This window comes from Methylorubrum sp. GM97 (assembly GCF_024347855.1).
Lineage (GTDB): Bacteria > Pseudomonadota > Alphaproteobacteria > Rhizobiales > Beijerinckiaceae > Methylobacterium > Methylobacterium extorquens.
The window spans coordinates 5,243,143-5,269,329 of the sequence record NZ_AP025942.1 but is presented as its reverse complement, the minus strand read 5'-3'; the positions used below and the strand labels follow the sequence as shown (position 1 = coordinate 5,269,329).

25 protein-coding genes, 2 tRNA genes and 1 pseudogene are annotated in these 26,187 nt (G+C 66.9%); 20 read left to right on the top strand and 8 right to left on the bottom strand.

All coding sequences use genetic code 11. From position 1 onward, the window contains the following. Positions 1 to 214 precede the first annotated feature (214 nt). A complete protein-coding gene (locus tag MSPGM_RS24400) occupies positions 215 to 490 on the top strand; it encodes a hypothetical protein (RefSeq protein ID WP_003600795.1) in 276 nt (91 codons plus the stop codon). Positions 491 to 530: 40 nt separating this feature from the next. Here the strand turns inward: MSPGM_RS24400 and MSPGM_RS24395 are convergent, their stop codons facing one another. The 5 genes from MSPGM_RS24395 to MSPGM_RS24375 form a co-directional block, all read right to left on the bottom strand. Continuing rightward, complete coding sequence (locus MSPGM_RS24395; RefSeq protein ID WP_003600796.1) at positions 531 to 737, bottom strand: hypothetical protein; 207 nt, start codon at positions 735 to 737, stop codon at positions 531 to 533. Positions 738 to 1,310: 573 nt separating this feature from the next. Next, a complete protein-coding gene (locus tag MSPGM_RS24390; protein ID WP_003600798.1) occupies positions 1,311 to 1,478 on the bottom strand; it encodes a hypothetical protein in 168 nt (55 codons plus the stop codon). Positions 1,479 to 1,620: 142 nt separating this feature from the next. Beyond that, positions 1,621 to 1,950: a PilZ domain-containing protein gene (locus MSPGM_RS24385; RefSeq protein WP_244426821.1), complete on the bottom strand. Its 330-nt coding sequence runs from the start codon at positions 1,948 to 1,950 to the stop codon at positions 1,621 to 1,623. A gap of 100 nt (positions 1,951 to 2,050) precedes the next feature. Continuing rightward, positions 2,051 to 2,413, bottom strand: a complete 363-nt coding sequence (locus MSPGM_RS24380; RefSeq protein WP_003600801.1) for a hypothetical protein — start codon at positions 2,411 to 2,413, stop codon at positions 2,051 to 2,053. Between the two features lie 72 nt (positions 2,414 to 2,485). After that, positions 2,486 to 2,776, bottom strand: coding sequence for a hypothetical protein (locus tag MSPGM_RS24375; protein ID WP_003600802.1), 291 nt, complete (start codon positions 2,774 to 2,776; stop codon positions 2,486 to 2,488). Between the two features lie 228 nt (positions 2,777 to 3,004). Here MSPGM_RS24375 and MSPGM_RS24370 point away from each other — a divergent pair, with 228 nt between their 5' ends. The 6 genes and pseudogenes from MSPGM_RS24370 (at position 3,005) to MSPGM_RS24350 (ending at position 7,411) form a co-directional block, all read left to right on the top strand. Beyond that, positions 3,005 to 3,901, top strand: coding sequence for an NAD(P)H-hydrate dehydratase (locus tag MSPGM_RS24370; RefSeq protein ID WP_003600803.1), 897 nt, complete (start codon positions 3,005 to 3,007; stop codon positions 3,899 to 3,901). A gap of 429 nt (positions 3,902 to 4,330) precedes the next feature. Further along, positions 4,331 to 4,585 carry a hypothetical protein gene (locus MSPGM_RS24365; RefSeq protein WP_003600804.1) on the top strand — a complete coding sequence of 85 codons (255 nt, stop codon included), beginning with the start codon at positions 4,331 to 4,333 and terminating at the stop codon, positions 4,583 to 4,585. A 27-nt stretch (positions 4,586 to 4,612) separates the two neighbouring features. Next, positions 4,613 to 4,888: a hypothetical protein gene (locus tag MSPGM_RS24360; protein ID WP_003600805.1), complete on the top strand. Its 276-nt coding sequence runs from the start codon at positions 4,613 to 4,615 to the stop codon at positions 4,886 to 4,888. Between the two features lie 175 nt (positions 4,889 to 5,063). Continuing rightward, positions 5,064 to 5,438, top strand: coding sequence for a DUF4440 domain-containing protein (locus MSPGM_RS24355; protein WP_003600807.1), 375 nt, complete (start codon positions 5,064 to 5,066; stop codon positions 5,436 to 5,438). An 881-nt stretch (positions 5,439 to 6,319) separates the two neighbouring features. Further along, positions 6,320 to 6,753, top strand: a pseudogene (locus tag MSPGM_RS25440) (hypothetical protein). A gap of 427 nt (positions 6,754 to 7,180) precedes the next feature. Further along, positions 7,181 to 7,411: a hypothetical protein gene (locus tag MSPGM_RS24350; protein WP_003600810.1), complete on the top strand. Its 231-nt coding sequence runs from the start codon at positions 7,181 to 7,183 to the stop codon at positions 7,409 to 7,411. Positions 7,412 to 7,706: 295 nt separating this feature from the next. Here MSPGM_RS24350 and MSPGM_RS24345 read toward each other — a convergent pair whose 3' ends face one another. The 3 genes from MSPGM_RS24345 to MSPGM_RS24335 all read right to left on the bottom strand — a co-directional run bounded on the left by MSPGM_RS24345 (position 7,707) and on the right by MSPGM_RS24335 (position 9,938). After that, positions 7,707 to 8,018, bottom strand: a complete 312-nt coding sequence (locus MSPGM_RS24345; protein WP_003601278.1) for a hypothetical protein — start codon at positions 8,016 to 8,018, stop codon at positions 7,707 to 7,709. Between the two features lie 361 nt (positions 8,019 to 8,379). Next, a complete protein-coding gene (locus MSPGM_RS24340) occupies positions 8,380 to 8,682 on the bottom strand; it encodes a hypothetical protein (RefSeq protein WP_043766610.1) in 303 nt (100 codons plus the stop codon). A gap of 1,180 nt (positions 8,683 to 9,862) precedes the next feature. Further along, a tRNA-Asn gene (locus MSPGM_RS24335) sits at positions 9,863 to 9,938 on the bottom strand. 243 nt (positions 9,939 to 10,181) lie between these two features. On the opposite strand from MSPGM_RS24335, the gene MSPGM_RS24330 reads away from it, so the two are divergent. The 13 genes from MSPGM_RS24330 (at position 10,182) to MSPGM_RS24270 (ending at position 26,077) form a co-directional block, all read left to right on the top strand. Beyond that, a tRNA-Cys gene (locus MSPGM_RS24330) sits at positions 10,182 to 10,255 on the top strand. A 167-nt stretch (positions 10,256 to 10,422) separates the two neighbouring features. After that, entirely contained in the window at positions 10,423 to 11,073 is a 651-nt protein-coding gene (locus MSPGM_RS24325) for a protein-L-isoaspartate O-methyltransferase family protein (RefSeq protein WP_003601272.1), read from the top strand. Positions 11,074 to 11,563: 490 nt separating this feature from the next. Further along, entirely contained in the window at positions 11,564 to 13,057 is a 1,494-nt protein-coding gene (locus MSPGM_RS24320; protein ID WP_012255747.1) for a TolC family outer membrane protein, read from the top strand. 125 nt (positions 13,058 to 13,182) lie between these two features. Further along, positions 13,183 to 13,782: a PopZ family protein gene (locus MSPGM_RS24315; RefSeq protein WP_190273127.1), complete on the top strand. Its 600-nt coding sequence runs from the start codon at positions 13,183 to 13,185 to the stop codon at positions 13,780 to 13,782. A 323-nt stretch (positions 13,783 to 14,105) separates the two neighbouring features. After that, the gene (locus MSPGM_RS24310) at positions 14,106 to 16,826 is read left to right on the top strand and encodes a valine--tRNA ligase (RefSeq protein WP_015857610.1); all 2,721 of its coding nucleotides are present in this window, start codon (positions 14,106 to 14,108) and stop codon (positions 16,824 to 16,826) included. Beyond that, the gene (locus MSPGM_RS24305) at positions 16,823 to 17,569 is read left to right on the top strand and encodes a DUF2459 domain-containing protein (RefSeq protein WP_003601263.1); all 747 of its coding nucleotides are present in this window, start codon (positions 16,823 to 16,825) and stop codon (positions 17,567 to 17,569) included. The genes MSPGM_RS24310 and MSPGM_RS24305 overlap by 4 nt, the downstream gene beginning before the upstream one ends. 113 nt (positions 17,570 to 17,682) lie before the next feature. Then, positions 17,683 to 19,194 (top strand): Do family serine endopeptidase, encoded by a 1,512-nt coding sequence (locus MSPGM_RS24300; protein ID WP_003601261.1) that lies wholly within the window; start codon positions 17,683 to 17,685, stop codon positions 19,192 to 19,194. Positions 19,195 to 19,637: 443 nt separating this feature from the next. Further along, positions 19,638 to 21,569: a methyl-accepting chemotaxis protein gene (locus MSPGM_RS24295; protein ID WP_015857608.1), complete on the top strand. Its 1,932-nt coding sequence runs from the start codon at positions 19,638 to 19,640 to the stop codon at positions 21,567 to 21,569. Positions 21,570 to 21,653: 84 nt separating this feature from the next. Next, positions 21,654 to 22,490 carry a hypothetical protein gene (locus MSPGM_RS24290; protein WP_015857607.1) on the top strand — a complete coding sequence of 279 codons (837 nt, stop codon included), beginning with the start codon at positions 21,654 to 21,656 and terminating at the stop codon, positions 22,488 to 22,490. 81 nt (positions 22,491 to 22,571) lie between these two features. Further along, a complete protein-coding gene (locus MSPGM_RS24285; protein WP_003601258.1) occupies positions 22,572 to 23,450 on the top strand; it encodes an aldo/keto reductase in 879 nt (292 codons plus the stop codon). 110 nt (positions 23,451 to 23,560) lie between these two features. Then, positions 23,561 to 24,022, top strand: a complete 462-nt coding sequence (locus MSPGM_RS24280) for a hypothetical protein (RefSeq protein WP_003601257.1) — start codon at positions 23,561 to 23,563, stop codon at positions 24,020 to 24,022. 137 nt (positions 24,023 to 24,159) lie between these two features. Further along, positions 24,160 to 25,239 (top strand): tartrate dehydrogenase, encoded by a 1,080-nt coding sequence (locus MSPGM_RS24275; protein WP_003601256.1) that lies wholly within the window; start codon positions 24,160 to 24,162, stop codon positions 25,237 to 25,239. Between the two features lie 13 nt (positions 25,240 to 25,252). Then, positions 25,253 to 26,077 (top strand): 3-keto-5-aminohexanoate cleavage protein, encoded by an 825-nt coding sequence (locus MSPGM_RS24270; protein WP_003601255.1) that lies wholly within the window; start codon positions 25,253 to 25,255, stop codon positions 26,075 to 26,077. Positions 26,078 to 26,187: the final 110 nt, after the last annotated feature.

Sequence of the window (26,187 nt, the reverse complement as noted above, 5' to 3'; positions counted from 1 at the left end):
CGTCCCCCGGGAGCGTTACCGGAACAGGTGCGCGGGTCAGTTTCTCTGACAATATGTCCGCCGCACCATAGCGGCCGATGCAACGATGGTCAGCGCCCGGAAGTTTCGTGAGGCACGCTCAGTCGTTCCACGAGAGTGATCTTCACGAGATCTCATTCTTGAGATCCTGAGTGGGACCGGGTCTGCGCTTGAAACGTCCGAGGAGACCGTCATCGTGACGGAGCCACATTCACCCCGCGAGGAAGAGCCCTTCCTCGATCCGGCCGATCCTCAGGACGCGGCCTACCTCGCGCTCCATGCGGAGCGGGCGGCCCTTGAGGACGAGTTGACGCTGCAGCAGCAGCGTCAGCGCTTCGGCAGCGATGACCAGGAGATCGCCTCGGCACGCGCGACCGAGTCGTCTTTGCTGAAGGATCTCGATCGAGTGCTGACCATGATCCGGGCCGCCGAGGTCCGGCGCCAGCAGCCGAAGGCCCGGCGCTGGCAGTAATCGTCAAGCCACGGCCTCTTGAGACGGGGAGACCCGATCCTCAGGCGCTGCGGCGGCGATCGCGCTCTTTCTGCCGGAGTTGCAGCAGCAATTCGACCTGCGCGTCGGTGATCGGCTGCGCGTCGCAGCGCTCGACATAGGCCTCACGCAGGCCCTGTCCGATCCGATCGCGACTCTCGCCATTTAGAGCGGGCATGGCGGCTTCGACGATCAATCCGCTGGGGCAGTCCGTCGCGAGATGTACCATGAATCGACCAGGCCGAATCTGAAGGAACTGTGTCGCAACCGGCAAGGGGGAGCGATGGTCACGAGGATTGCATCGAGATGGTTAATAAGAACTTACCGTTGACGACGCGGCCGGAAATTCGTCGCTAATGATGCAAGGTGCCGGACGTGAACCGTGGCGGGCCAACGTTTGCCCACGCTCCGGTCGAACGCACCGATGTAAAGCCGGGATATCCGAGAGATTCCGTGCGGTTTGGGGGAAACGCCTTCTTCGGCAGCCACCGTCACGGAAAGCGAACTTCGTGTGCTCGCGCACATGATGGGGATAAAATTCCCTCGTTCCGCAGCGATTTCGCTGAAAAAAGACCGCTGTGGCAACGATTTGGCGGCCTTATCGAAGTTTTCCCGGTCGTTACGGCTCGGGATGATCCGCGGCACTCGGTCCGTTTGAATCACTGTCGTTGGGCTGCCAGCCCCCCAATGCGGTACGCAGGCGACAGGCGGGTCGGTCTTCTCCTGAGAAGCCGGCCCGTCACGCGTTGACCTCAAGGGAACACGCGGATCACCGCGTTTCAGGCGACCAGAGCTTCAGCGCTTATCCCTCGCGCCGCTCGCCTTCCGCCTTGTCGCTTTGGCCCTGCTTCGCGCCGCCTTGGGGATCGGTGCTGTCCTCCCCGGAAGCTGTGCCGCTGCTATGGCCCTGGGGCGTCAGGCGCGGTCGATCCGGGGCTTCGACTTTGTCCGTCTGTTTGGTCTTGGCCATGAGGCACCTCCGGCTCGATCAACCCGGCAACGGCCTGCGTGGTTCGTTGCACACGCATCGATGCGCTTTCCGAAGCGATGCTCGAAGCCGCCCTTATCGTACCGCGGTGTCGAAGGCCGGCGACCATTGTCTGGACGACGCCCTAGAGATGCCGTGCGCCGATCATCTCGTCGGTTCGCCACAGGGTGCGGCACACCTTGATGGATTCCTGGGCCGACGATGTCAGCAGGAATACGTCCGGGACGAGGGACGCGTCGGGAACGACGATCTCGACGTCCTGCGCGGAGATGTCGTGGACCCAGCACCCGATCGAGGTGTGCTCATCGACCGCGATCAACCCAGGTTCACCGGGCGTCGGAGGGGCGTCGACCAGAAATCCTGCATGATTGGACATCGATGTCCCCGCGTGAGCATCGAAGCGTGGCAGGCGCCCGATAAGATGCCGTTGCACCATCGCGTAAAGTTGGAACAATCGTGCATCGACACGCGCCGGCAGGGCGTCCGAAGCGGGCCGACCGGATCACGCCGCCGGGGCAATGGCTGGGATCGCCCGATCGCAGCGATCTGTCAGGTCAGCGCAACAGCCACACGACGAGTCCGACCGCCAGGGCCGCCACCACGATGGCCCCGTAATAGGCCGGCATAACCCAACGATTGGCACCGTGCCCGGTCTGCATTCGGCTGGCCCTCTGGCGGCGCGGCCGGGTCTCCTCTTCGCGTGCCAGCGCGACGCGGGACGCATCCGCAGGCGTCCCGGCCGCTTCGTCATCGGTCCCGAGGGGCGACAAGCCGGGATCGTGAGCGGGGATCTTATCGCCGGTGCGGCCGGAATCGATCTCGGCCTTCAGTTGCGCGCTGGTCGGACGCTCCGACGGAGCGGGTGCGTCCGGCACATGGTCGGCCGGAGGGGGCGGGGTCTCGGAACGGAGTGCCATCGATCACACACTTTCTTCGCATCGATTGTCGTCGTGATCGCCGCCCGCGCCGTTCGCCGGCGCCGAGTGGCTTCACTGCGCGCCGGCGCCACCGCTTCCACCGCCACCGCTCCCCTGCGGAACCGCACGCTCGGGCTGATTGGCATTGCCGCCCGCCGCGGAATTGCGGCTGATGGTGCTGGCTCCCGTGGCGCCACGAGAGATCGTTTGGCCCCGGCCGCGTCCGCCGGTCACGCTGCCGTCGCTCGTGACGATCCCACGGCTCTTGTGACGGGAGCGGGCATCGGCCGATGTCGCCGTCAGCGGGACGAGGCTCGCAGCCACGAGGCCGGCCGCGCTTGCGAGAATGAGAAGTTTTTTCATGATGGTTCCCGATGATCTGTCCATCGGGGAACCCGAGGCCGCGATTTTGTATCCAATTGCTAATTGGAGCCAGTGACACGTTTGAAGCGGCCAAATCGAACGAGGTCGCTCGTACGCTGCAGGGATACGGACGCGCCGTCCGACGCTTTACCGTCCGGCACCATCCTCGGACCTGCGAAGGATGACGCCGCGACGTTGGACCGATCCGGACGCACACGCAGCCGCCCGATGAAGGTAAACCACCTCACACTCGATCGCCTTCGGGAGTTGCCCCTGCCGATCCCCGACGAGGGCAGCAAGGAGCAGCGCGGCACGGTCCTCGTGGTCGGTGGATCCGCCGAAGTTCCGGGCGCCGCCTTTCTGGCGGGCGTCGCCACGCTCCGGGCCGGGGCCGGTCGCCTCCGAATCGCGACCGTGGAGAGCGCCGCATCGGCGATGGCTCTCGCGGTGCCCGAGGCGCGGGTCATCGGCTTCACCGAGACGGAGGAGGGTGGGATCGACCCGGCCGCGGCCGCGGCGCGCCTGCCGGCCTTGGCGGAGCGCTGCAACGCGATCCTGATCGGCCCGGGGCTGAGCGCCGGGGCCACGGCCGACGCGCTCGTCCACGCACTTCTTCCGGCTGGAGCCTCCTCGGCGCTCGTGCTCGATGCCGGCGTCATTGCCGGGCTTGGCGCGCAGGCCGGCGCGGTTCGATCCTGCGGTGGCCGCGCGGTGATCACGCCGCATGCCGGCGAGATGGCCCGGCTCCTGGACATCGACAGAAGCGAGGTCGAAGCCAATCCTCTGGTGGCAGCTCAGCGGGCTGCCGAAACGCTTGGATGCGTCGTGATCATGAAGGGCGCGCAGAGCTGGATCGTGCCCCCCTCGGGTGAGCCATGGCTCTACAGCGGCGGCGGCGTCGGGCTGGCGACCTCCGGCTCCGGTGATGTCTTGGCGGGCATCGTCGCGGGGCTGCTCGCACGCGGCACGGAGGCGACGACAGCGGCAGCATGGGGGGTCTATCTGCACGGGCAAGCCGGGCGACGGCTCGCCGAGCGCGTCGGACCAGTCGGCTTCCTGGCACGCGAGATCATCGACGAGGTGCCCGCTATCCTGCGTGACGTCGATGCGGGCCCCTCGTCGTAAACGTCGGCGCCGGGAACACGGCTAAAACGGCGCGGGTTCTCCCTGACCTCAGATGAGGGAGCGTAATTATGACGCAATCGGAACCCGCGAAACCCGGCGATGAAGCACCGCCCGGAACACCCGGAACGGGTGAGAACCTGTGTCCCCGCTGTAGCGGAAGCGGCCAGATCGAAGCCAAAGCTTGCCCGGACTGCAACGGCACCGGCAAAGTGATCTCCGGCATCGGTGGTGGCTGATCGCGAACGCTGCAAACAGCCGCCCGCCAAGCGTGTCGGCGCTGCAAAACAGGCTCACGCAGCGCCATCTTTCATGCTAGAACGAAAATAGAACAAGCGGGCGGCCGATTTCCGGCTCGGGCTTCCGTGACCGCGTCGGCCTGCCCGACGCGTGAATGGCGGCCGGCTCGGTCCTGGTGCGGGAGAACCGACGGTGACGATGCGGACGACCTACCTCGTGCAGACCTTCATTCTGAAGCGCAAACGTCTGTGCCCCGGCGACCAGCAAGTGTCGCCGACGGTGAACGGTGCACTGAAGCGGGCCGAGGCGATGGCCACACGGCTGCCAGGCACCGCCGCGATCCAGATCGTGGCCGACGACGAAACGGGGGAGTTGGAAAGCGCAACGATTCTCGGTCGGTTCGGCGAGGTGCCGGAAGACTTCGCCGAGACGCTGCAGGCCGCCTGACGAAAGTATCGATAGAAGAGGCATCACATGGCTTTCAAGCCGAAATCGGCCGCGGAGACGAAAGCGCGCGACCTGGGTTTGGCGCTCGCACGGATCGCCGAGAACGAGGGCATGCCGGCCCATGTCGGCGTCGATGCGCTGCGTCGCTCGAGCCCGCGCCTGACGCCGCTGGCGATCGGGCAGATGGTGCGCAAGCACCGCGACATTCTCGAAGAGACGCTGATCGAGCGCGGGCTGACGCTCGTGGATTATGCCGACCAGGGACCGGGACGCGGCATGGAGTTCGAGGTCGCCAGCGCCTGAGGGCGCTGGCGGAACAGGTCGACGTGAAGCTCGCCGGCTTCTTGGTGAGCATGAGAGTTTTGACCGGTCCGATGCCGGCAGGGCGACGCACGCGACCATCAGGGTGGGTGCACTCCAGGAACGATCACCGCGCGCAGGTCTTGTCCCGGCACTTCGAGAGCCTGAGGAGGACCCCGTGGACGATGATCGTGTTTGGTCGTTCGAAAAGAGCCTTTGGACCGGTGACCCGGATCATTACCGCGAACTCGTCGACGACGAGTGCCTGATGGCCTTGCCGCAGCCGCCCTACGTCTTCGGCGGCGCTCAAGCGATCGAAGCGGTCGCGAACACGCCCCGTTGGTCCGGCGTCGAATTCGACGATGGCCGGATCGCGCGTCCCCAGGAAGGCCTGATCGTCATCGCCTACTCCGTGAAAGCCTCACGGGGCGAAGAAACCTACGAGGCCCATTGCACCTCGACCTACCGCCGGCTGTCGCACGAGGAATGGCGGGTGGTCCAACACCAGCAGACCCCGCGCATTCTTGCCCCCGTCGTTGACGAGAAGCGCTGAGGCAGCGGTCACGTGAGAGCTGTCGCCGACGACAACTCGTGTCACGATCAACGGCCGAGCACATCGTAAAAGGGAGCCGCCTCGGAAGACCGGGCGGCTCTCGCTCTTATAGAGGCGGCGCGAGGCCGATGCGCATAACGCCCTTCAAGCGAGCCCAAGCGCGATCCAGGGGGCAACTCAGCAAAGCCGGTCGGGCGGATCACACACGATCAGCACTGCGCAGCCGTCGCTCTCGCGCTCATTCCAGCGCACCGTAAAGTGCGGAAACCGCAGGCTTCCGAGAGCTTGGAAGAGTTTGGCTCCCCCAGCCGGCCTTGAACCTGCGACAAAGCGATGAACAGTCGGGGTGGAGTGGCTGACTTTTTTAAGAGACGGCAACACGGAGAGGGTGATTCGCTGACGCGAGATTCACCCTGCGGTGATATCCAGTCTCGCTTGCGCGCGATCGCCGAGATAGGCTGGCGGCAAGGCTGAACTCCAATGCCTCGCACTCTGCCGGGACCTCCTTCGAGCGAAAGGTCTGCCACGATGATCCGCAAGCTACCTGCTGATCCGCTGACATCCGTAGCGATCCGAGAGGCCGCGGTCAAGCGGGGCGCCGTCGGGGCACTCGCCGTTGGAGCGTTCGCCGTTGGTGCGCTTGCCGTAGGAGCTTTCGCGATCGGGCGGCTGTCAATCGGGCGAGCCCGGATCGGCCGCTTAGAGATCGGCGAGCTTACGGTCGATCGGCTTCGCATCCGACGGGAGGAGTGACGCCATTCTCTGTTGGTGAACGAGCCCCTGAAACCTTCGGCGCCGGCACGTGCTATCCACTGCGCGTACCGGGCCGGTGCAACTCTTCTTACCTCCGACCGGCGAGGCTGAGGGAACCGACGGTTTCCATGTCGGTGGGCTGCACTGATGCCCCGTCACGGACTGGTGCCCGCTCCGAAGCGGATCAAGGGCGCAGAGCCTTCGGCGCACTCCAACCGACTTCACCGCCCTGCCGGTATCTCGGCACCACGGCCTGCGCGAACATCTACAAGGCCTGCACCGACTTCATCAGGCGCTTCGGCGCCGAGGCCGTGCGCTTAGGCCGGACCACGCCGCAGATCTTCGGCGTCCATCCCGAGCACGGGACGTCGCGTCTGGATTGGTGGGGGTGATGATCACAGGCGGGCACAAGGCGATCGGCACCGATCCGCAAAAGATCCTGTTCGGCAACGTGAGCGGCTATCGGGACACGCCCGGCGCGCCGACTGGCAGTCCCACGATCCTCCTTGGGCTCCGGGTTTTCGTCATTGGGCGAGCTTTCTCAGCATGGTCGGCCAAATAGGTCGATCCACTCACGCGTGCACGATCGGCATATCCGCGATCTGCCCAGGCCAAGCAACGACAGCAACCTATCAGTATCCAGGTTTTAAATTGCGATGCCTGGCCGAGCGAGGGTTGGTTTCATTGCGTAGCGGAAATACTTTTTGCGCAGGCCTATGCACTCAAACGGTCGTGGAGGCGCCTAAGCGAAATATAACGCGTCAGAATAAATCTTTTTGAGCATTTCAAGATTTTCTTGATATCCGCCGAGCGCATGGCTCATGGACCCGAAGCGACGCAACATGCCTAGAGGTTCTGCATAATATCGAGACGAGACGCCTGACAGCGCATTATGGTGCGATGCACACAGCGATTATCGCACTGCACAAATTCCATGGTTCAATCCTCCATCGGTCGCCGTGACAGGCTGACCACACCGGAGATGATCCATGCGTACGATGCAGCTTCTTTCCCTCGTCGCTCTCGCGTCTGTCGCTGTGGCGAACTCCGCCGTGGCTGATGAGAGCATTCATCTGACCCCGCCGCTGTTCCGCGAACAGGCTCGCGCCACTGCTTCGGTCCGTCCGGCGTCCGAGCTTACGACCACGCCTCACATCACGGTTGCTGCGCCCGCCAACCGCAAGATCGTGGCCGACGCCACAGCAGCGTCCGCTCGCTGAGTTATGTCAGAGGGGACTGTCTGGCGGAGCTGACGCCGACGGCCCCTCTGCGCTGGATCACCAGTCTCCAAGCCACACACTTCGTCTTGAAGGTGCTGGCACGACTGGCAGTTCAGGGCAGCAATGCGCGACCGGCGGCTCGTCCACCTGCGGCTTGCAGTGCGGCGCGAGCATCTCGAACTTCGTCGCCTAGGCTCGCCGCGTAGATCTTGTACGGGGCGAACGCGACCAGCGCGTGTAAGAAGTCCGATGCAGTGTAGCGATTAGCTTCTGCCTCTCGCTCTGCAAAGACGTGCTACGAGTTTCGATCGATGGCGACGAAGAGGTAGAGCTCGCCTCCTTCTGTCCTGACCTCGGCAATATCGACGCGCAGGTAGCCGATGGCGTATTCGGTTAAGCGCTTCTTCTCGGGCTTGTCGCCATCCATCTCCGGCAGCCGGCTCAGGCAGCCGCGCAGCGACGAACAGGTCAGGTGCGGGATGGTGGGCTGCAGGCAGTAGAGGCCGTCGTCCAGCGCTAGCACCGTGTGCCGCCGGATAGCGACGATGACCGTCTCTCCTCCGGTGTCTTCAACGTCGAGCGGGGCTCCTTCGGCCCATGGCGGCATCGGCCGTCGTCTCTTGATCGCACCACTTCTACACGGCGCTCGGACCGACGCCGTCGTGCTTGGCAGCCGCCCTCACGCTGTCTTGACGTCGCTGTATCGCGCAACGGACTGCGTCAGTCGTCGTGGCGCTGCTGCAGAGAACCGCGCCCACGGCGCATTTCGCGCAGCACGGTGGCCAACCGTATCACCACATCGCGAACCAGACACCTAGACCCATGCCGGTCACGCTTGATGGGGCTACGGACGCATGCACCCTATTTTGGTGAATAGCTTCACAGACCGCGTATCGGAGGGCGCCCCCTCGGCTCCCAACCGAAATTCGTAAGCCAAAGGCGGTTATCCGATCTGCCTCAGCATGACCTCAATGCAAATATTGGGGGTTTGGCGCGTTGAGATGGGCCCTGATCGTCACTTCCAAGACGGTGAGCTTCAGGCGCAGTTGAAGAATTGTCGGCGCGACCAAGTCTGGATCAACGCCATCGATCGCCACCTCATGAAGCTCGGTGAGCAATCGATAGATCTCGACCAAATCGTCATCGGATATCAGGTGAAAACCGTCCCGCCTCAGCGCATTATGCGCCCGCACCAGCGCAAGCACCCGTTCAACGAGAAGGTCCAAATCGGCGAAAACGATAAGTGTCTCTGTTGCTTTTTTGAGATCCATAATTCCACGGCTGGCGACGCATTTCTGCGAGGCTCAACCGTCGTCAACGCGGGTCACGAAGAGTTATGGAAGGCCGCAGACGCCGCTATATCTGGGTTTAGGATGCATCAATCTATAAAATCAACACAAAGTCGTCTGTGCGATGACGCACTTCAGTTAAATATGGCAAATACAAACCCAAATCAACTATTGATCAGAAGCCGTATTCAATCAAATATAAGACGATGACTTTATTTAGCTTGGTCTGACCAGATTTTAAAACACACACGCCATTCTCCACTACGCATTTATCGAACTGCCCCCCCGAGTCGTTCGAACCCGTCGAGCGCTCACGACTGCACGTCCTGCCGACGAGAGAGCGCGACCAGCGATCCCCGCACTCGATCAGAGCCTCACGCCGGCGAGAGCCCGCGTTCGTCGTGTTCGACTTGGACGGCACCTTGGCCCTCACCGAGCACCGGGCGCAGGTCCTGATTGTCCCGGCAAGGAGAAGGACTGGCGCGGCTCTTACGCGGCTTGCGACCGGGACGAGCCCGCACCCGATGGTTCGCACGCTGCTGGCGCTCCACAACACCAGCGCCGACGTCGAGATTGGGTCGGGCCGATCCGACGAGGTGAAGGACACGACGACGACTTGGCTTGCTGATCATGGATTGGAACACATCCCGATTCGAACGCGCCCGCGGGCGACCGCCGGCCCTGCTGTTCGAGGATCGCGCATCCATGGTGGCCCAGTCGACGTCGGGGTCGACCGGCAACGAGATCGCCGAGCACGATCTCAGCCAAGAACCCGAACGGCTCGCCGACATGCCGCCGCCCGGCGCTAGTCCCTGGTCACCAGCGAAGGCTCCGGCCCCCTTGGCGGCGCCTGCACTTCAGCCGCACGTACTGCGAACTGGCGCGTGCCTCCGGCTGCCCGGACGGCATCTGGAACATGGACAGCAGGGCAGGGTCGATCAGTGAGGCTTGCGAGGCTGGGGCGGTGCCGGACAACGTGATGAGCACCGCGACGCCCACGCCGATATCGACAACGATGCTCTAAAACCGCGGATCGATGGTTCCGTCGGGCCGCGCGGCCGAGCTACGAACGGCGCGGCGAGAAGCTCGGCGTCTAAAAACGGCCGAGGAACAACGGCGGCAACACGCCTCTGCCGTAGACCCGCTATGTGCTTGAAAGATTTGGCTCCCCGAGCAGGACTCGAACCTGCGACAAAGCGATTAACAGTCGCTTGCTCTACCAACTGAGCTATCGGGGATCACCGGGCCGCCTCAGCGGCGGTGGCGGGTCATTAGCCTTCGCCGGTTTCGGACGCAAGGGTCCTATCACCGCTTTTTGCGCCTTCTGAGCCGACGACGCACTTTTTCCACCGGGTCGCGGTGCGGCGGCGGCGTTTGTGTCGATCGAGCGACAAGACCGTTGCCGAGCGGGTCAAGCCTCTGCTAGAGACGCCTCGCTCCGGACCGGCCGCTCGGCCCGGAGTGTCGCGCATTCGCGACGAGGCCTCGTGGCGGAGTGGTTACGCAGAGGACTGCAAATCCTTGCACCCCGGTTCGATTCCGGGCGAGGCCTCCAAACTTTCCGATACCCCTGACAATCTGCTCGTTTCTGGCCATGCAAGGCGCTCGTGCGAGCCTTGCAATTCTGGGAACGATCCACGACAACCCGACCCGCTCGGGCCGGCGCCGCTCGACGGGCGGGCGGGGAAACGGTCTGGCGCGGCGGCGAGGGATGGACGGCTCATGCTCGATTATGCTCAGGCGCGGCGCCTCATGGTCGATTGTCAGCTCCGGACCTTCGATGTGAACAACGTCGCGGTGCTCGATGCCTTCGACACCGTACCCCGCGAACGCTTCGTCCCGCCGGGCCGCGAGGATTTCGCCTATATCGACCAGACGCTGACCTTCGATACGGGCGCGGACGGGATTCGCGCGATGCCGGCCCCGATGCTGCTGGCGCGCCTGATTCAGGCACTCAAGATCCGTCCGGGCACCCGCGCCCTCGATGTCGGCACCGGCTACGGCTACGGCGCGGCCGTCCTCCGGCAGCTCGGCGCCGAGGTCGTCGCCCTGGAATCCGACCCGGATCTCATCGGCGCCGCCCGCGAGCGCCTCGGCGACACCGTCAACCTCGTCCAGGGCGCCTTGACCGCTCCGGCCAAGGGTGGGCCTTTCGACGCCATCCTCGTCGAGGGACGGGTCGAAGTCCGGCCGCAGGCCCTGCTCGATCAATTGCGTGACGACGGGCGCCTGGTTTGCGTGCTCGGTCCGCACCGCAACGCCAAGGCGACCCTGTTCGTGCGGGCGGGCGATGCCTTCGGGGCCCGCCCGCTTTTCGATGCCTCGCTGCCGGCCCTGAAGAGCTTCGCGACCGAACCCGGCTTCGCGTTCTAAGCGCGCTCATAGAGCCGTATCCGACCTGATTGCATCCGGTTGGCGTCTCTCGGTCTTTATTTCAAAGCGCTCCCGACCGCCCCCGTCTTCCCTCCGGACACGGCGGCACAGCGAACGCTTTGTGAGTGGCACCGAGGCTACGCCGGGGCCGTCGTCAGGCCCCTGGAACCCACGCAATCCGTGCGCGTCGCGCCCGGCCGACGCACCGAATCCATTCCATCTCAGGCCGACTGCCGCGCCGGGTACGGCGACCGCCGAAAACTGCGCGAAAGCACGCGCGCGGGCCGGCACACGGCCATGAGGGATTAGTCCGCTGGGGTGTCGCTTTTTTGAGGCACCCGCCCGCAATCCGACGACGCGGTGCGGTAAGCCCTGTCGTCGGTAGCGCAAGCTCGGCTACTCTCGGGCACGAGGCGGGCTAGCCATTCCATCGCATGGATGTGCATGCGGCATCCCTGCCGCGACCCTCACGGTGCGGGTCGTCCTGCAGATGTCCTCCGGGGCATTTGCTGAGGCGACGCACCGGAGCGGACACGGCAGTGCGGCGGGACGGCATATCGAGAAACCGCAAGGGCTGATCGACGTGAAAGAACGGAACCCTGCGGCGCGGTCCGCGCTTCGGCTGGCTGGCGCCGTCGTCTCGGCACTGGCTGTCGCAAGTCCGGCGGCTGCCGAGACCCTCGAGAGCGCGTTGTCCCGCGCCTATCAGGCCAACCCGGCGCTGAACGCGGCGCGGGCGAACCTGCGCGCGACCGACGAGGATGTGAATCGCTTCCAGGCCGGCTACCGACCGAACGCCGCGCTTTCGGCCGACATCGGCATCCAGCAATTCCAGGGTAAGATCGGCGGCGTCGGCGCCAGCGGGCCGATCAATCTCACGACCCGCCCGGGCGGCGCGGGCCTGACCATCAACCAGAACGTCTTTGACGGCTTTCAGACCGACAACCGGGTGCGCGCGGCCGAATCGACCGTGCTCAGCACGCGGGAAGGCCTGCGCCAGACCGAGATGAACACGCTGTTCAATGCCGCTCAGGCCTACATGAACGTCCTGAGCGACACGGCGACGTTGGAGCTTCAGCGCAACAACGTCGAGGTGCTCGAAGAGCAGCTTCGTCAGACTCGCGACCGCTTCAATGTCGGCGAGGTGACCCGCACCGACGTCGCCCAGGCCGAAGCACGCCTCGCCGGCGCGCGCTCGCAGGTGAGCGCGGCGGAGGCGGCCCTGCGTGCCTCGATCGGTATCTTCCGCCAGATCGTCGGCGTCGAACCGCGCCAGCTCGCCCCCGGGCGCCCGCTCGACCGCTACGTGCCGGCCTCGCTCGATCAGGCGATTCTCATCGGCCTGAAGGAGCATCCGCAGATCCTCGCCTCGCTGCACGCCGTGGACGTGGCGGAGCTGCAGGTGAAGGTGAACGAAGGCGCGCTCTATCCGCAGGCGCAGATCACCGGAGCGGTGCAGCAGCGGTACGATCAGCAGTTCCCCGGCGACAACGGCGTCACCGCCTCCATCGTCGGACGGGTCAACATTCCGCTCTATCAGGGTGGCGCCGAATACGCCGCGATCCGGCAGGCCAAGGAGAATGTCGGGCGCGCCCGCCTCGTCGCCGACCAGGACCGCGACACCATCCGCGCCTCGATCGTGCGGACCTGGGGCAATCTCGAAGCCTCGAAGGCGCAGGTGATCGCCTCGCAGGCGCAGGTTCAGGCCAACGAGGTGGCGCTGAACGGCGTGCGTGAGGAGGCTCGCGTCGGCCAGCGCACCACCCTCGACGTGCTGAACGCGCAGCAGGAACTGCTCTCCGCGCGCGTCGCCCTGATCCGCGCCCAGCGCGACCGCGTGGTGAACTCCTACGATGTCGTCCAGGCCGTCGGCCGGCTCACCGTCCGCTTCACCAGCCTGCCGGTCACCCCGTACAGCGCCCGCGAACATCTCGATCAGGTGCGCGATCTCTGGTTCGGCCTGCGCACCCCCGACGGGCGCTGACAGCCTCGCCGCGGACGACGTTTTCCTGTTGGCCGGCGGCGGACCATGGTTGATGCCGGGCAAGGCGATGCAATAGTTCGTTAACCAAGTCATCGTCTTGTCAATCGTCACCGAGTATCGTCCCGATGAGCGCAGCGAGCCCTAAGGTTCAGGACAAGACGCAGGAGCCCTCCATGGAGGAGATCCTGGCTTCGATCCGCCGCATCATTGCCGACGACCAAGCTCCCAAGACCGTCGAGGCCGAAGCGCCGCCCGCGCCGGCCCCCGCGCTGCCGCCGGACGACGACGTGCTCGATCTCGCCGAAGTGGCAGAGCCGGTGCGCAAGCCCGAGCCGGTTGCCTTCGACATCCCCGAAATCGATTTCCGCATGCCGGATTTCGACCCGGAACCGGAGCCCGATTTCGAGCCCCCGGCGGCAGCCAAGCCGGATCCCTTCGACTTTGCCCCCGAGCCGCCGCCCGCCCCGAGAGTGACCGATCGGGTCCGCGCGGCGGTCGAGGAAGAGGTGACGGAACGGCTCGTCTCGTCCAGCACCGGCGAGAGTGTCGGTCAGAACTTCCAGCTCCTCGCCCACACGGTGCTGTCGCAGAACGCCCGCACGCTCGAGGATCTCGTCAAGGACATGCTGCGGCCGATGCTGAAGAGCTGGCTCGACGAGAACCTTCCGCACATGGTCGAGCGGCTGGTGCGCATCGAGATCGAGCGGGTCGCCCGCGGGCGGTGAGCCGTTCGGCCCTCGATCACGGGGTGATTGCACCGCAGCACCTGCAGAGCCGTCGATCGAAGTCGCTTGGGCGGCTTCGCGGCGCGAAGAGCGCCGCGCGGAGCGGGCTTTTCGGGGCATGAGCCCCGGAAAGCATCGAGCGGAGCGGCAGCCTGAGGCCGCGGAGGCGGCCGCCGGCGCTTGAGGCTAGAAGAAAACCAGGGTGATCGCTTCAAGCGATTGCCCGCGGCACTGACGGGCCGACGGTTGACGACGGCCCCGCGGCGGGCCGATAGCGGCGGCGACATCTTTTAGAACGCCGCCTCGAAAAGCCCGCCCCGCCCATGATGGATAAGACCTTCGACCCCGCCGCCGTCGAGGCGCGCGTCTCCGCGGCCTGGGAAGAGGGCCAGGCCTTCCGCGCCGGCCGCCCCGAGCGGGCCGGCGCCGAGCCCTTCAGCATCGTAATCCCGCCGCCGAACGTGACGGGCTCGCTGCACATGGGCCACGCGCTCAACAACACGATCCAGGACATCCTCGTCCGCTTCGAGCGGATGCGGGGCAGGGACGTGCTGTGGCAGCCGGGCACGGACCACGCCGGCATCGCCACGCAGATGGTGGTCGAGCGCAAGCTGATGGAGACGCAGCAGCCGGGCCGCCGCGAGTTGGGACGCGAGGAATTCCTGCGCCGGGTCTGGGCCTGGAAGGAGGAATCCGGCGGCACGATCATCGGCCAGCTCAAGCGGCTCGGCGCTTCCTGTGACTGGTCGCGGGAGCGCTTCACCATGGATGAGGGCTTGAGCCGCGCCGTGCTCAAGACCTTCGTCGATCTGCACGCGCAGGGGCTGATCTACCGCGACAAGCGCCTCGTGAACTGGGACCCGAAGTTCCAGACCGCGATCTCGGACCTCGAAGTGCAGCAGATCGAGGTGAAGGGCCATCTCTGGCACTTCGACTACCCCGTCGTGGACGAGGCCGGCACGCCGACGGGCGCGATCATCACCGTGGCGACGACGCGTCCCGAGACGATGCTCGGCGATACGGCCGTCGCCGTCCATCCGGATGACGAGCGCTACCGCGACCTTGTCGGAAAACGCGTCCGCCTTCCGCTGGTCAACCGGCTGATCCCGATCGTCGCCGACGCCTATTCCGATCCGGAGAAGGGCACCGGCGCGGTCAAGATCACCCCGGCCCACGACTTCAACGACTTCGAGGTCGGGCGCCGCAACGGTTGCCGCCCGATCAACGTCCTCGATGCCGAGGCGCGGATCCAGATCGCCGGCAACGCCGATTTCCTCGACGGCGCCGAGCCGGAGGAAGCCGCGCTGGCGCTCGACGGCCTCGACCGGTTCGAGGCCCGCAAGCGCGTCGTCTCTCTGATGGAGGAGCGCGGCCTGCTGCGTCTGGTCGAGCCCAACACCCATGCGGTGCCGCATGGCGACCGTTCGGGCGTGGTGATCGAGCCGTACCTGACCGACCAGTGGTACGTGAACGTCAAGCCGCTGGCCGAGCGCGCCCTCCAGGCGGTGCGCGACGGGCAGACTCGCTTCGTCCCGGACAACTACGAAAAGATCTTCTTCCAGTGGCTGGAGAACATCGAGCCGTGGTGCGTGTCGCGCCAGCTCTGGTGGGGCCACCAGATCCCGGTCTGGTACGATGCGGAGGGTGGCATATTCGTCGCCGAGAGCGAGGCGGACGCGGTCGCGCAGGCGAAGGCCAAGCACGGCCGTGAGGTCGCGCTGACCCGCGATCCCGACGTGCTCGACACGTGGTTCTCCTCCGCGCTCTGGCCGTTCTCGACGCTCGGCTGGCCGGACAAGACGCCGGAACTGGCCCGCTTCTACCCCACCAACACCCTGGTCACGGGCAAGGACATCATCTTCTTCTGGGTCGCCCGGATGATGATGATGGGCCTGCACCTCACCGATCAGGCGCCGTTCGAGACCGTCTACCTGCACACCCTCGTCCGCGACGAGAAGGGTGCGAAGATGTCGAAGTCGAAGGGCAACGTGGTCGATCCGGTCGATCTGATCGACCGTTTCGGCGCCGACGCGCTGCGCTTCACGCTGGCCGCGCTCGCCGCCCCCGGCCGCGACATCAAGCTCGGGCCGCAGCGGGTCGAGGGCTACCGCAACTTCGCGACCAAGCTCTGGAACGCGGCGCGCTTTGCCGAGATGAACGGCTGCGAACTGAAGGCCGATTTCCGGCCCGAGGCCGTGCGCGAGACGCTCAACGCCTGGGCGCTCACCGAGGCCGCCAAGGCGGTGGCGGAGGTGGCGCAGGGCATCACGGTCTACCGCTTCAACGATGCGGCGGCCGCGGCGTACCGCTTCGTCTGGAACGTGTTCTGCGACTGGTATCTCGAACTCGCCAAGCCCGTGCTTCAGGGCGAGGGCGTCGATCCGGCGGCACGCGCCGAGACGCAGGCGACGGTCGCCTTCCTGATCGACCAGATCGCCAAGCTGCTGCACCCGTTCATGCCCTTCCTCACGGAGGAGCTGTGGGCGATCAAGGGGCAGGTGCTGCCGACACCGCGCGGCCTGCTCGCGCTCGAATCCTGGCCCGAGCTCTCGGCCTATACGAACAAGCAAGCCGAGGAAGAGATCGGCTGGCTGGTCGATCTGATCTCCGAGGTCCGCTCGGCCCGCTCCGAGACCAACGTGCCCGCCGGCGCCCAGGTGCCGCTGGTGCTGGTGGGCGCCGATGAGGGCGTCCGTGCTCGGGTCGAGCGTTGGAGCGAGACGCTGACCCGCCTCGCCCGCCTCTCCGAGATCGGTTTTGCCGACGCCGCGCCGAAGAACGCCGTCCAGCTCCTCGTGCGGGGCAGCGTGGCCGCACTTCCGCTCGAGGGCATCGTCGATCTGGCGGCCGAGGTCGCGCGGCTGAAGAAGGAGGCGGGCAAGGCGCGGGCTGAGATCGGCAAGATCGACGGCAAGCTCGGCAACGCCGACTTCCTCGCCCGCGCGCCCGAAGAGGTGGTGGACGAGCAGCGCGAGCGCCGCGACGCGGAGGCGGCCCGGCTCGTCAAGATCGAGGAAGCGTTGGTCCGGCTCAGCGAGGCATGAGAAAGCTGCGGCGGCTCGGTCTGGCCTTTGCCGGACTGGCTTTGGCCGGGCTGGCCGCCGCGCTTCTCGCGCTCACGCTCTGGACGGCCCGCTCCGGCGACCCGAGCCTCTACCCGCCGGCCGAGCCGGATACGCAGACGGTGCTCCTCGTCAGCCACGGCTGGCATTCCGGTCTCGTCCTGCCGCGCGACAGCCTAACGGGGGAGGGGGCGGGCACCGCCCTACGCAATCTCGCCACGCGCTTTCGCGCCTACGACGCCCTGGAATTCGGCTGGGGCGAGGCGCGCTTCTACCGGGCGACGCCGACACTCGCCGCCTTCGACTGGCGGCTGGCCCTCTCGGCGCTGTTCACACCCGGTGGAAGCGACGGCGTGATCCAGGTTGTCGGCCTCGCACGCCCCGCCCGCGCGAGCTTCCCGCAGGCCGACATCGTCCCGGTCCCGCTCTCGCGCAAAGGCTTGGCCCGGCTCCTCGCGCGGTTGGAGGCGAGCTTCCGGCTCACCGATGGCCAGCCGGCCGCTCTTGGCCCAGGGCTCTACGGCCCGAGCCTGTTCTACGAGGCGCATGGGCGTTTCTCGTACAGCAATGTCTGCAACCACTGGGCGGCGGGGCTCCTCCATGCAGCGGGGCTGCCGATCACGCCGGTGCTCGACACCCATCCGTCGGGCCTGCTTGCCGACCTGCGCTGGCGCTCGGGCCTGACGGCCTCGGCGCCCGAGGAGGCGGACCTGTCCAAACCGTAATCTTCGCGCCATCCGGCGGTCAGGCTCGGGCCTCTAGGAGTCTCCTCACGGATCGCCGCCCCGACGTTCAACGGAAGGGCAGCTGACCGGCCCATTTCCCGTCGGAGACCTCCATGACCATGACTGTCCGCCGCCGCGCCTTCGCCTCCGTCGCCGCAGCCGCCCTCGTCGCGGGCGGCGCGGCCGGGTTCGGCCTGACCGAGCCCATGACCCAGGCCTATGCCCAGGCCCTGCCGAAGACCCCGATCGAGGCGCCTGAGCACCCGCCGGGCTCGTTTGCCAACGTCGTCGACAAGGTGAAGCCGGGCGTCGTCGCCGTGAAGGTGAAGCTCGACAACAGCGCCGACGATGACGACGACAGCGCGGGCGGCCCCAACCTGCAGCAGGTGCCGCCGCAACTGCGCGAGTTCTTCAAGCGCTTCGGCCAGGGCGGTCCGGGTGGTCAGGGCGGGCGCGGCATGCCGCAGCGTGGCGAGCGCGGCGCGGTCGGCTCGGGCTTCATCATCTCGGCGGACGGCTACGTCGTCACCAACAACCACGTCGTCGACAAAGCCAAGACCGTGCAGGTCACGCTCGACGACAACCGCACCCTTGATGCCAAGGTGATCGGCAAGGATCCGAAGACCGACATCGCGCTGCTCAAGATCACCGAGAGCGGCAGTTACCCCTATGTCCAGTTCGGCAAGGGCGCCCCGCGCGTCGGCGATTGGGTCGTCGCCATCGGCAACCCATTCGGTCTCGGCGGTACGGTGACGGCGGGCATCGTCTCGGCCCGCGGCCGTGACATCGGCGCCGGCCCCTACGACGACTTCCTGCAGATCGACGCGCCGATCAACAAGGGCAATTCCGGCGGCCCGACCTTCAACGTCAACGGTGAGGTCGTGGGCGTGAACACGGCGATCGCCTCGCCGTCCGGCGGCTCGGTCGGCCTCGCCTTCGCGATCCCCGCCGAGACGGTGCAGACGGTGGTCGATCAGCTCCGCACCGACGGCAAGGTGGTCCGCGGTTATCTCGGGGTGCAGGTCCAGCCGGTGACCAAGGACATCGCCGACGGGCTCGGCCTCGACAAGGCCAAGGGCGCTCTGGTCGATCACGCCGAGAACGGCACGCCCGCGGCCAAGGCCGGTCTGAAGTCGGGTGACGTGATCGAGTCGGTCAACGGCGCCCCGGTCAACGATGCCCGCGACCTCTCGCGCCGCATCGCCGGCCTCAAGCCCGGCACCGAGGTGAAGCTCGCCTATCTGCGGGGCGGCAAGAGCGACGTCGCGACGGTCGAACTCGGCACGCAGCCGACCGACGCCAAGGTCGCGAGCCGCAGTGATAGCTCGTCTGGTGGCCAAGCGCGCCTCGGACTCAGCCTGGCCCCTGCCAGCGAGATCGGCCTCGGCGACGAGGGCGTGGCGGTGATGGATGTCGATCCCGACGGTCCGGCCGCGGCCAAGGGCATCGCCCAGGGTGACGTGATCCTGGATGTCGCCGGCACCAGCGTCTCGAAGCCTTCCGACGTCCAGGCGCAGATTCGCGCCGCAGAATCGAACGGCCGCAAGGCGGTGCTGATGCGGGTGAAGAGCGCCAAGGGCCAGACTCGCTTCGTCGCCGTAGCTCTCGGCAAGAAGGAGGGCTGATCCCCTCGGACATCCCGGCGGGGCCGCCTCCGGCCCCGCCGACCGCCCTGCATCTCATCCCGACTTCGCGCCCGCTCCCAGAGCGGGCGTTTTTTCGTTCGGTCTCGACGCTCTGCGACCCGCAGACGGCGCCTCACCAAGCGGCCGCAACCGCGCGGTCCGCCGCACCCGGTTTTGCATCAAGCGTCGCACGAGTTCGAAGGAGGCGGCACGACCCGCCTGAACGCTCTCTCAGGTTACTTGAACATCCTCAGGTCAACTGTCTGGTTTTTATGCATAACTGCCGACTTATGAGGCTCCGACCATCGTAAGTTAAGATCCCGGAAAGGCGTCATTCGGCACAACGAGACAACATTTGTTCGCTCGATGGCAGTCTGATGAAAACCGGTATTCGCACGCGTCTCTACGGCGGATTTTCAGCATTGGTCGCCTTGTCCTGCGGTATGGGAGCGTTCTCCTACACGCAGCTCGACAGTCTCGACGAGATGTTCCGTGCGCGGGCTCAGCTCGAATCCGCAGCCCGGACCCTCTACACCATCAATGGTCTATCCGACCGGTTGATCGGTCAGGCTGCCCAGTACAGGTTGACCCAGGCGCCGGACTACACGACCGGGATGTTCGCGTCGTTGGACTCGATCCGGCAGGGCTCCGAGAAGCTCATCGAGAGCACACCGAGCGCGGAGCGGCGCGCGGCCTATGAGCGGCTTCGGGATCAGTCCACCGATCTCGGCAAGGCGCTGCCGAAGCTGGTCGAGCTCGGCGCGCAGATCCGCGAGAACCGGGCCGGCGTCTACGCCAACGGCGACGACCTGACCAAGGCTTCCGGCGCCCTCGTCGCCCAGTTGCGGGCCACGGGCCAGGATGCGGTGATCGCTCAGGCCGTGGAGGTCGAGCGCACGCTGCTTCTGTTCCGCATCATGAACTGGCGCTTCCTTGCCACCAAGGACCCGAAGGGCCGTGCCCTCTCGGCCAACGCCTTCGGCAACGCCGAGGCGGCCCTGGCGAAACTGAAGGGTCTCGATCTCGCCGCCGCCGACCAAGAGACGGCAAAGCTCGTCGGCGAGACCCTGAACCGGCTTAACAAGAGCATCGTCGCCGCCTCCCAGGCCATCGTCGAGAGCGAGGCGTTCTTCGAGGAGACGCTGAAGCCGAGGGTGGACGGCATCAACGCGACGGGCCTGTCGGTGCGCAGCAAGCTCGAGACGGCGCTTCAGGACGGGGTCGAGCAGAGCAACGCCCTGATGACGCGGGCGAAGACCGTCCAGCTCATCCTGCTCGGCCTGATCCTGGCCACGGGTGCCGCCCTGGCCTTCCTGATTGCCCGCAGCCTGATCCGCCCGATCTCAGGGATGACCGCCGCGATGAGCCGCCTCGCCGCGGGCGAGACGGCCATCGAGGTGCCGTCTCGGGACGCGGTGGACGAGATGGGTCGGATGGCCGAGGCCGTCGAGGTGTTCCGGCAGAACGCCGTGGCCCGCATCGAACTCGAGGCGGAGCGGGTGGCACAACAATCCGCTCGCCAGCGCCGGGCCGATCGTGTCGATGGGCTGGTGCGCGGTTTCGAGGAAAAGATCGCCGCCTCCATCGCCATCGTGACCTCGGCGGCGACCGAACTGGACAGCACCGCCCGGTCGATGACGCAGGTCGCCGACAACACCAACGGGCAGGCGGTCACCTCCAGCGCCGCGGCCGAGGAAGCCACCGTCAACGTGCAGACGGTCGCCGCAGCGGCCGAGGAGATGGTCGCCTCGCTCAGCGAGATCGAGCGGCGCGTTCAGCAATCCAACGACGTGGCGGGTCATGCCAGCCACGAGGCCCGGACGACCACCGATTCGATGAGCCATCTCAGCCGCGCGGCCGAGAAGATCGGCGAGGCGGTGACGATGATCTCCGGGCTCGCGAGCCAGACGAACCTGCTCGCCCTCAACGCCACCATCGAGGCGGCGCGGGCCGGCGAGGCGGGCCGCGGCTTCGCCGTCGTCGCCACCGAGGTCAAGGAACTCGCGGCGCAAACCGCCCGCACCACGGAGGCGATCTCCGATCAGGTCAGCGCGATCCAGACCGCCTCGACCCAGGCACTCGGTGCGATCCAGCAGATTGGCCGGACCATCGTCTCGGTCAACGACATCACCGCCTCGATCGCGGCAACCGTCGTACAGCAGACCGCCGCGACCAACGAGATTGCCCGCAACGCCTCCGAGGCAGCCCGCGGCACCCAGGACGTGTCGATGAGCGTCGCGCAGGTACAGGCGCTGTCGAGCGAGACCGGATCGGCCGCGCAGCAGGTGATGATGGCCTCGTCCGAACTCTCGACGCAGTCCGAAAACGTGCGGCGTGAGGTCGAGGACTTCCTCGCTGCAATCCGGGCCGCCTGACGGCCCCACCGAGCGGACGGATTAGCGGTCCACCCGTCAGCGTCTACCAACGGCCGGCTCCGCCACGGGGCCGAACGTTGCCACATGAGACGCACGGACCCTGAGACCGGTGCCGCCCGCTCCCGTCACGGCCTTTTCGATCGGCTCGCCCTCGCGGCGGGCCGAGCGGCGTTGGGGCTCGGCCCGAGGGAGGCGATGATCCGGAGCGTCGCGCTGGCCCTGACCGCCTGCGCCGCCCTACCGGCCATCGCCCGGGCCGATCCGCTTGCGGCGGAGAACCCGCGCATCCCCGAACCGATGGTGTTCGACCTGCTGCGTCCGCTCGGGGCACGGGCGGGGGAGCGCGAGGTCAACGTCCTGGCGGTCCGGCCGCTGGACCGGGGACCGACGGACTGGGCCCCCGAACTCGAATACGCCTACGCCGACGGCCAGTCGTTCGAGCTGGAGCTTCCGTTCGAGGACGGGCGCCTGACGCAGGTCAAGTTCGCCCTCCAGGGCACCTTCGGCACGGGGGCGGGCGGGCGCTGGATCCACGGCTGGCAGTATCTCGGCCAAGTCGAGCGCGGCAGCGCGACGTTCCGCAATTCGCTGCTCTACATCTCCGGATACCGCTTCGACGCGCACTGGAGCATGCTGAGCATGGCCGGGCTGCGGCAGGTCGGCCTGCGCCGGCTCGGACCGACCGCGCTGCTCCTCAACCATTCCGTCTTCTACGACTTCGATCCGGAGACGGTGCTGGGGCTCGAAGTCAACCTGAGGCAGGACATCGCCGGGGACGACCGCACCCGCGCCCTCGTCATTCCCCAGATCCACCGCCGGCTCTCGGAACTGACGAGCCTCCAGGCCGGCCTCGGTGTCGAGTTCCGAACGGACCGTGACGCCGGGCTCGTCGCGGCTCTGCGGCTGATCCGCGAGTTCTGAAGCGCCCTGCGCCGCCAACGGACCCGGCAGCGGCCTTTCGGGTTCTCCCGTCAGCGCGAAGGCTGCGAGAGGAACACGGGCATGGCGAGCGTCGAAGCATCGGGCACCTTCGCGATCGGCGGGGATCTCACCGTTCACCGACTCGGGTTCGGCGCCATGCGCATCACCGGGCCCGGCATCTGGGGCGACCCGCCCGACCGGGAGAAGGCGAAGGCGACCCTGCGGGCGGTGCCCGGCCTCGGGATCGACCTGATCGACACCGCCGACAGCTATGGCCCCTTCGTCAGCGAGGATCTGATCCGCGAGACGCTTTACCCCTACGAGGGGCTCGTCATCGCCACCAAGGGCGGCCTGACGCGGCACGGGCCCGATATCTGGCAGCCGGTCGGCAATCCCGATTACCTGCGCCAATGCGTGCTGATGAGCCTGCGGCGGCTCGGTCTTGAGCGGATCGACCTGTGGCAGCTCCATCGAATCGGCCCGGACTGCCCCCGCGAGGTGCAGTTCGAGGCGATCGCCCGGATGCGGGAGGAGGGGTTGATCCGCCATGTCGGCCTGTCCGAGGTTTCGGTCGAGGACATCGAGGCCGCCCAAAAATTCTTCCCCGTGGCGAGCGTGCAGAACCGCTACAATCTCGTCGATCGTACCAGCGAGGCGGTGCTGACGCATTGCGAGCGGCACGGCATCGGCTTCATCCCGTGGGCGCCCCTCGACAAGGGATCGCTGGCCGGCCCCGGTTCGGCCCTGGAATCGATCGCCGGGCGTCTCGGCGCGAGCGGCAGCGCGGTCGCCCTCGCATGGCTGTTGAAGCGATCGCCGGTGATGCTGCCGATCCCCGGCACAGGCGATCCCCGCCACCTCGCCGAGAATGCTGCGGGCGCAACCCTCACCCTGAGCGAAGAGGATTTCGCCGTTCTCGACCGGGCGGGACACGAGGCATGGCAGGGCGCCGGCGCGTGACATCCGGCAGGTGCTGGCGCGCACCTTGCAATCCGATAGCAACGGAACGGGATAGGGCCTGAGCCTTTCCGTTCCGGGCACCGACATGGTGCCGGACAGGAAGGATCGACATGTCGTCAGCCGGCCACCACGCACGCTCCGGTCTCCTCGGTGGCCTGGTCGCTGGGTTGACGATCGCCGGTCTCGCCGCCCTGCCGGCGGAGGCGCGCACGAGCTGGGTCTCCGGCACCTACGTCTACGCCGATCTCTGCACGATGCCGGCGGACGGCGCGCAGGCCGGCCGGCGCATCACGCTCAAGCGCTGGCCCAAGGGCGACAACCTCGTCTACGAGGGGGCGGGCCTGCCTGCCCCGATCGAGACCGCGGTGTCGATCGACGACAGCACGAAGGATGTCGCCTTCCATGTCGAGACGAGCGCCGGTCTCGTCAGCTTCCGCGGCACGGCCGGATCCGACGCGCTTGTCGGCACGCTGAACGGTGCCGACGGCGCGCAGCCGTTGCGTCTGAAGCGCGTCCTGCGCGCCCGCGCTCAGGAGACCTGCCCCGGCGAGACCACCGGCTCGATCAACTGAGCCCCGGCCCCCACCCCCACGTCCGAATCCGAACGCGCCTCGACCGGCAGCGGAGTCCCCGCTTGTCTCCTCCCGCCATTGACGCCGCGAGACACTGGCGCAAGTGAGACGCCGGGGCGGACACGAAGGCGACCACCATGGGCGGGACGAAGCGCAGCTACCGGATCGCGGTGATCCCCGGCGACGGCATCGGCAAGGAAGTCATGCCGGAGGGCGTTCGGGTTCTGGAGCGGGCCGCCGCCCGCCACGGCTTCGAGATCGTGCAGGACTGGTTCGATTTCGCGAGCTGCGACTACTACGAGGCGCACGGGCGGATGATGCCCGAGGACTGGAAGGCGCAGATCGGCTCCCACGACGCGATCTTCTTCGGCGCCGTCGGCATGCCCGAGCGCGTGCCCGATCACATCTCACTCTGGGGCTCGCTGATCCAGTTCCGGCGCGAGTTCGACCAATACGTCAACCTGCGCCCGGTCCGCTTGATGCCGGGCGTGCCCTCACCGCTGGCCGGCCGCAAGCCCGGCGATATCGACTTCTGGGTCGTCCGCGAGAACACCGAGGGCGAGTATTCCAACGCGGGCGGGCGGATGTTCGCCGGCACCGAGCGCGAGTTCGCGGTTCAGGAATCGGTGTTCACCCGCCACGGCGTCGATCGCGTGCTGAAGTTCGCCTTCGCGTTGGCGCAGAGTCGGCCCAAGCGTCACCTCACCTCGGCGACCAAATCGAACGGCATCTCGATCACCATGCCGTTCTGGGATGAGCGGGTGCGGGCCGTGGCCGAGGGCTACCCTGAGATCCGCTGGGACCAGTACCATATCGACATCCTGACCGCGCATTTCGTGCTGAACCCGGACCGGTTCGACGTGGTGGTCGCCTCGAACCTCTTCGGCGACATCCTCTCCGATCTCGGGCCCGCCTGCACCGGCACCATCGGCATCGCGCCCTCGGGCAACATCAATCCCGAGCGGCTCTATCCGTCCGTGTTCGAACCGGTGCACGGCTCGGCCCCCGACATCGCCGGACAGGGGATCGCCAACCCGATCGGCCAGATCTGGTCGGGGGCGATGATGCTGGAGCATCTCGGCGAGCGGGAGGCTGCCGCCGAGATCGTCGCCGGCATCGAGCGAGTGCTTTCGGAGCGGAGTTTGCGCACGCGCGATCTCGGCGGCACCGCCGACACGCAGGCCTGCGGCCGCGCGGTCGAACAGGCGCTGGGCTGAGGGGCCGGCCGCGATGAGACCCGTCGTCGTCACCGTCGCGATCACCGGCTCGGTCGCCCGCAAGTCCGACAACCCGACCGTGCCGATCACGCCCGCCGAGCAGATCGAATCGACCCACGCCGCCTACGAGGCCGGCGCGGCGCTCGCCCATATCCACGTCCGGGAAGACGACGAGAGGCCGTCGCTCGATCCCGAGCGCTTCGGACAGGTGCAGGAGGGCATCCGCCGGCATTGCCCGGACATGATCGTGCAGTTCTCGACGAGTGGGTCGGGCCCCGATCCGGTGGAGCGGGGCGCCTGCCTGATCCATCGGCCGGACATGGCCTCGCTGACCACCGGCTCGGTCAATTTCGGCGAGGGCGTCTACGAGAACCCGGCAGCCTCGTTCACGGCGCTCGGCCGGCGGATGCGGGAAGAGGGCGTACGCCCGGAGATCGAAGTGTTCGACCTCACTCACATCCACAACGCGCGCCGTCTCGTGGACGAGGGCGTGATCGGCGCCGAGCCCCATCTCCAGTTCGTCATGGGCATCCGCAACGCGCTGCCACCCGACCCGCACCTGCTCGACATCCTGCTGGCGGAGACCCGACGCCTGCTGCCGGGCGCGACCTGGGGCGCCTTCGGCATCGGCCGCTTCCAAAGCCCGGTGATGGGCTGGGCCGTGTCGCGGGGGGCGCAGGGCGTGCGCACGGGCCTGGAGGACAACGTGCGCCTCTCGAAGGAGCGGCTCGCCGATGGCAATGCCGACCTTGTCCGTCTGGCCGCCCGGATCTGCGCGGAGCACGGCGCCCGGCCGGCGACGCCGGCCGAGGCGCGGGCAATCCTGCGCCTCGGCTGAGCTCAAGGCACCGCCCCGAGCGGTGGCTCTCGGCGTTTCGAAAAAGACGATGCGCCAACACGAGGCGAGGGTGTCGTTCCGGATCAATGTCCGGAACGACACCCTCGCGC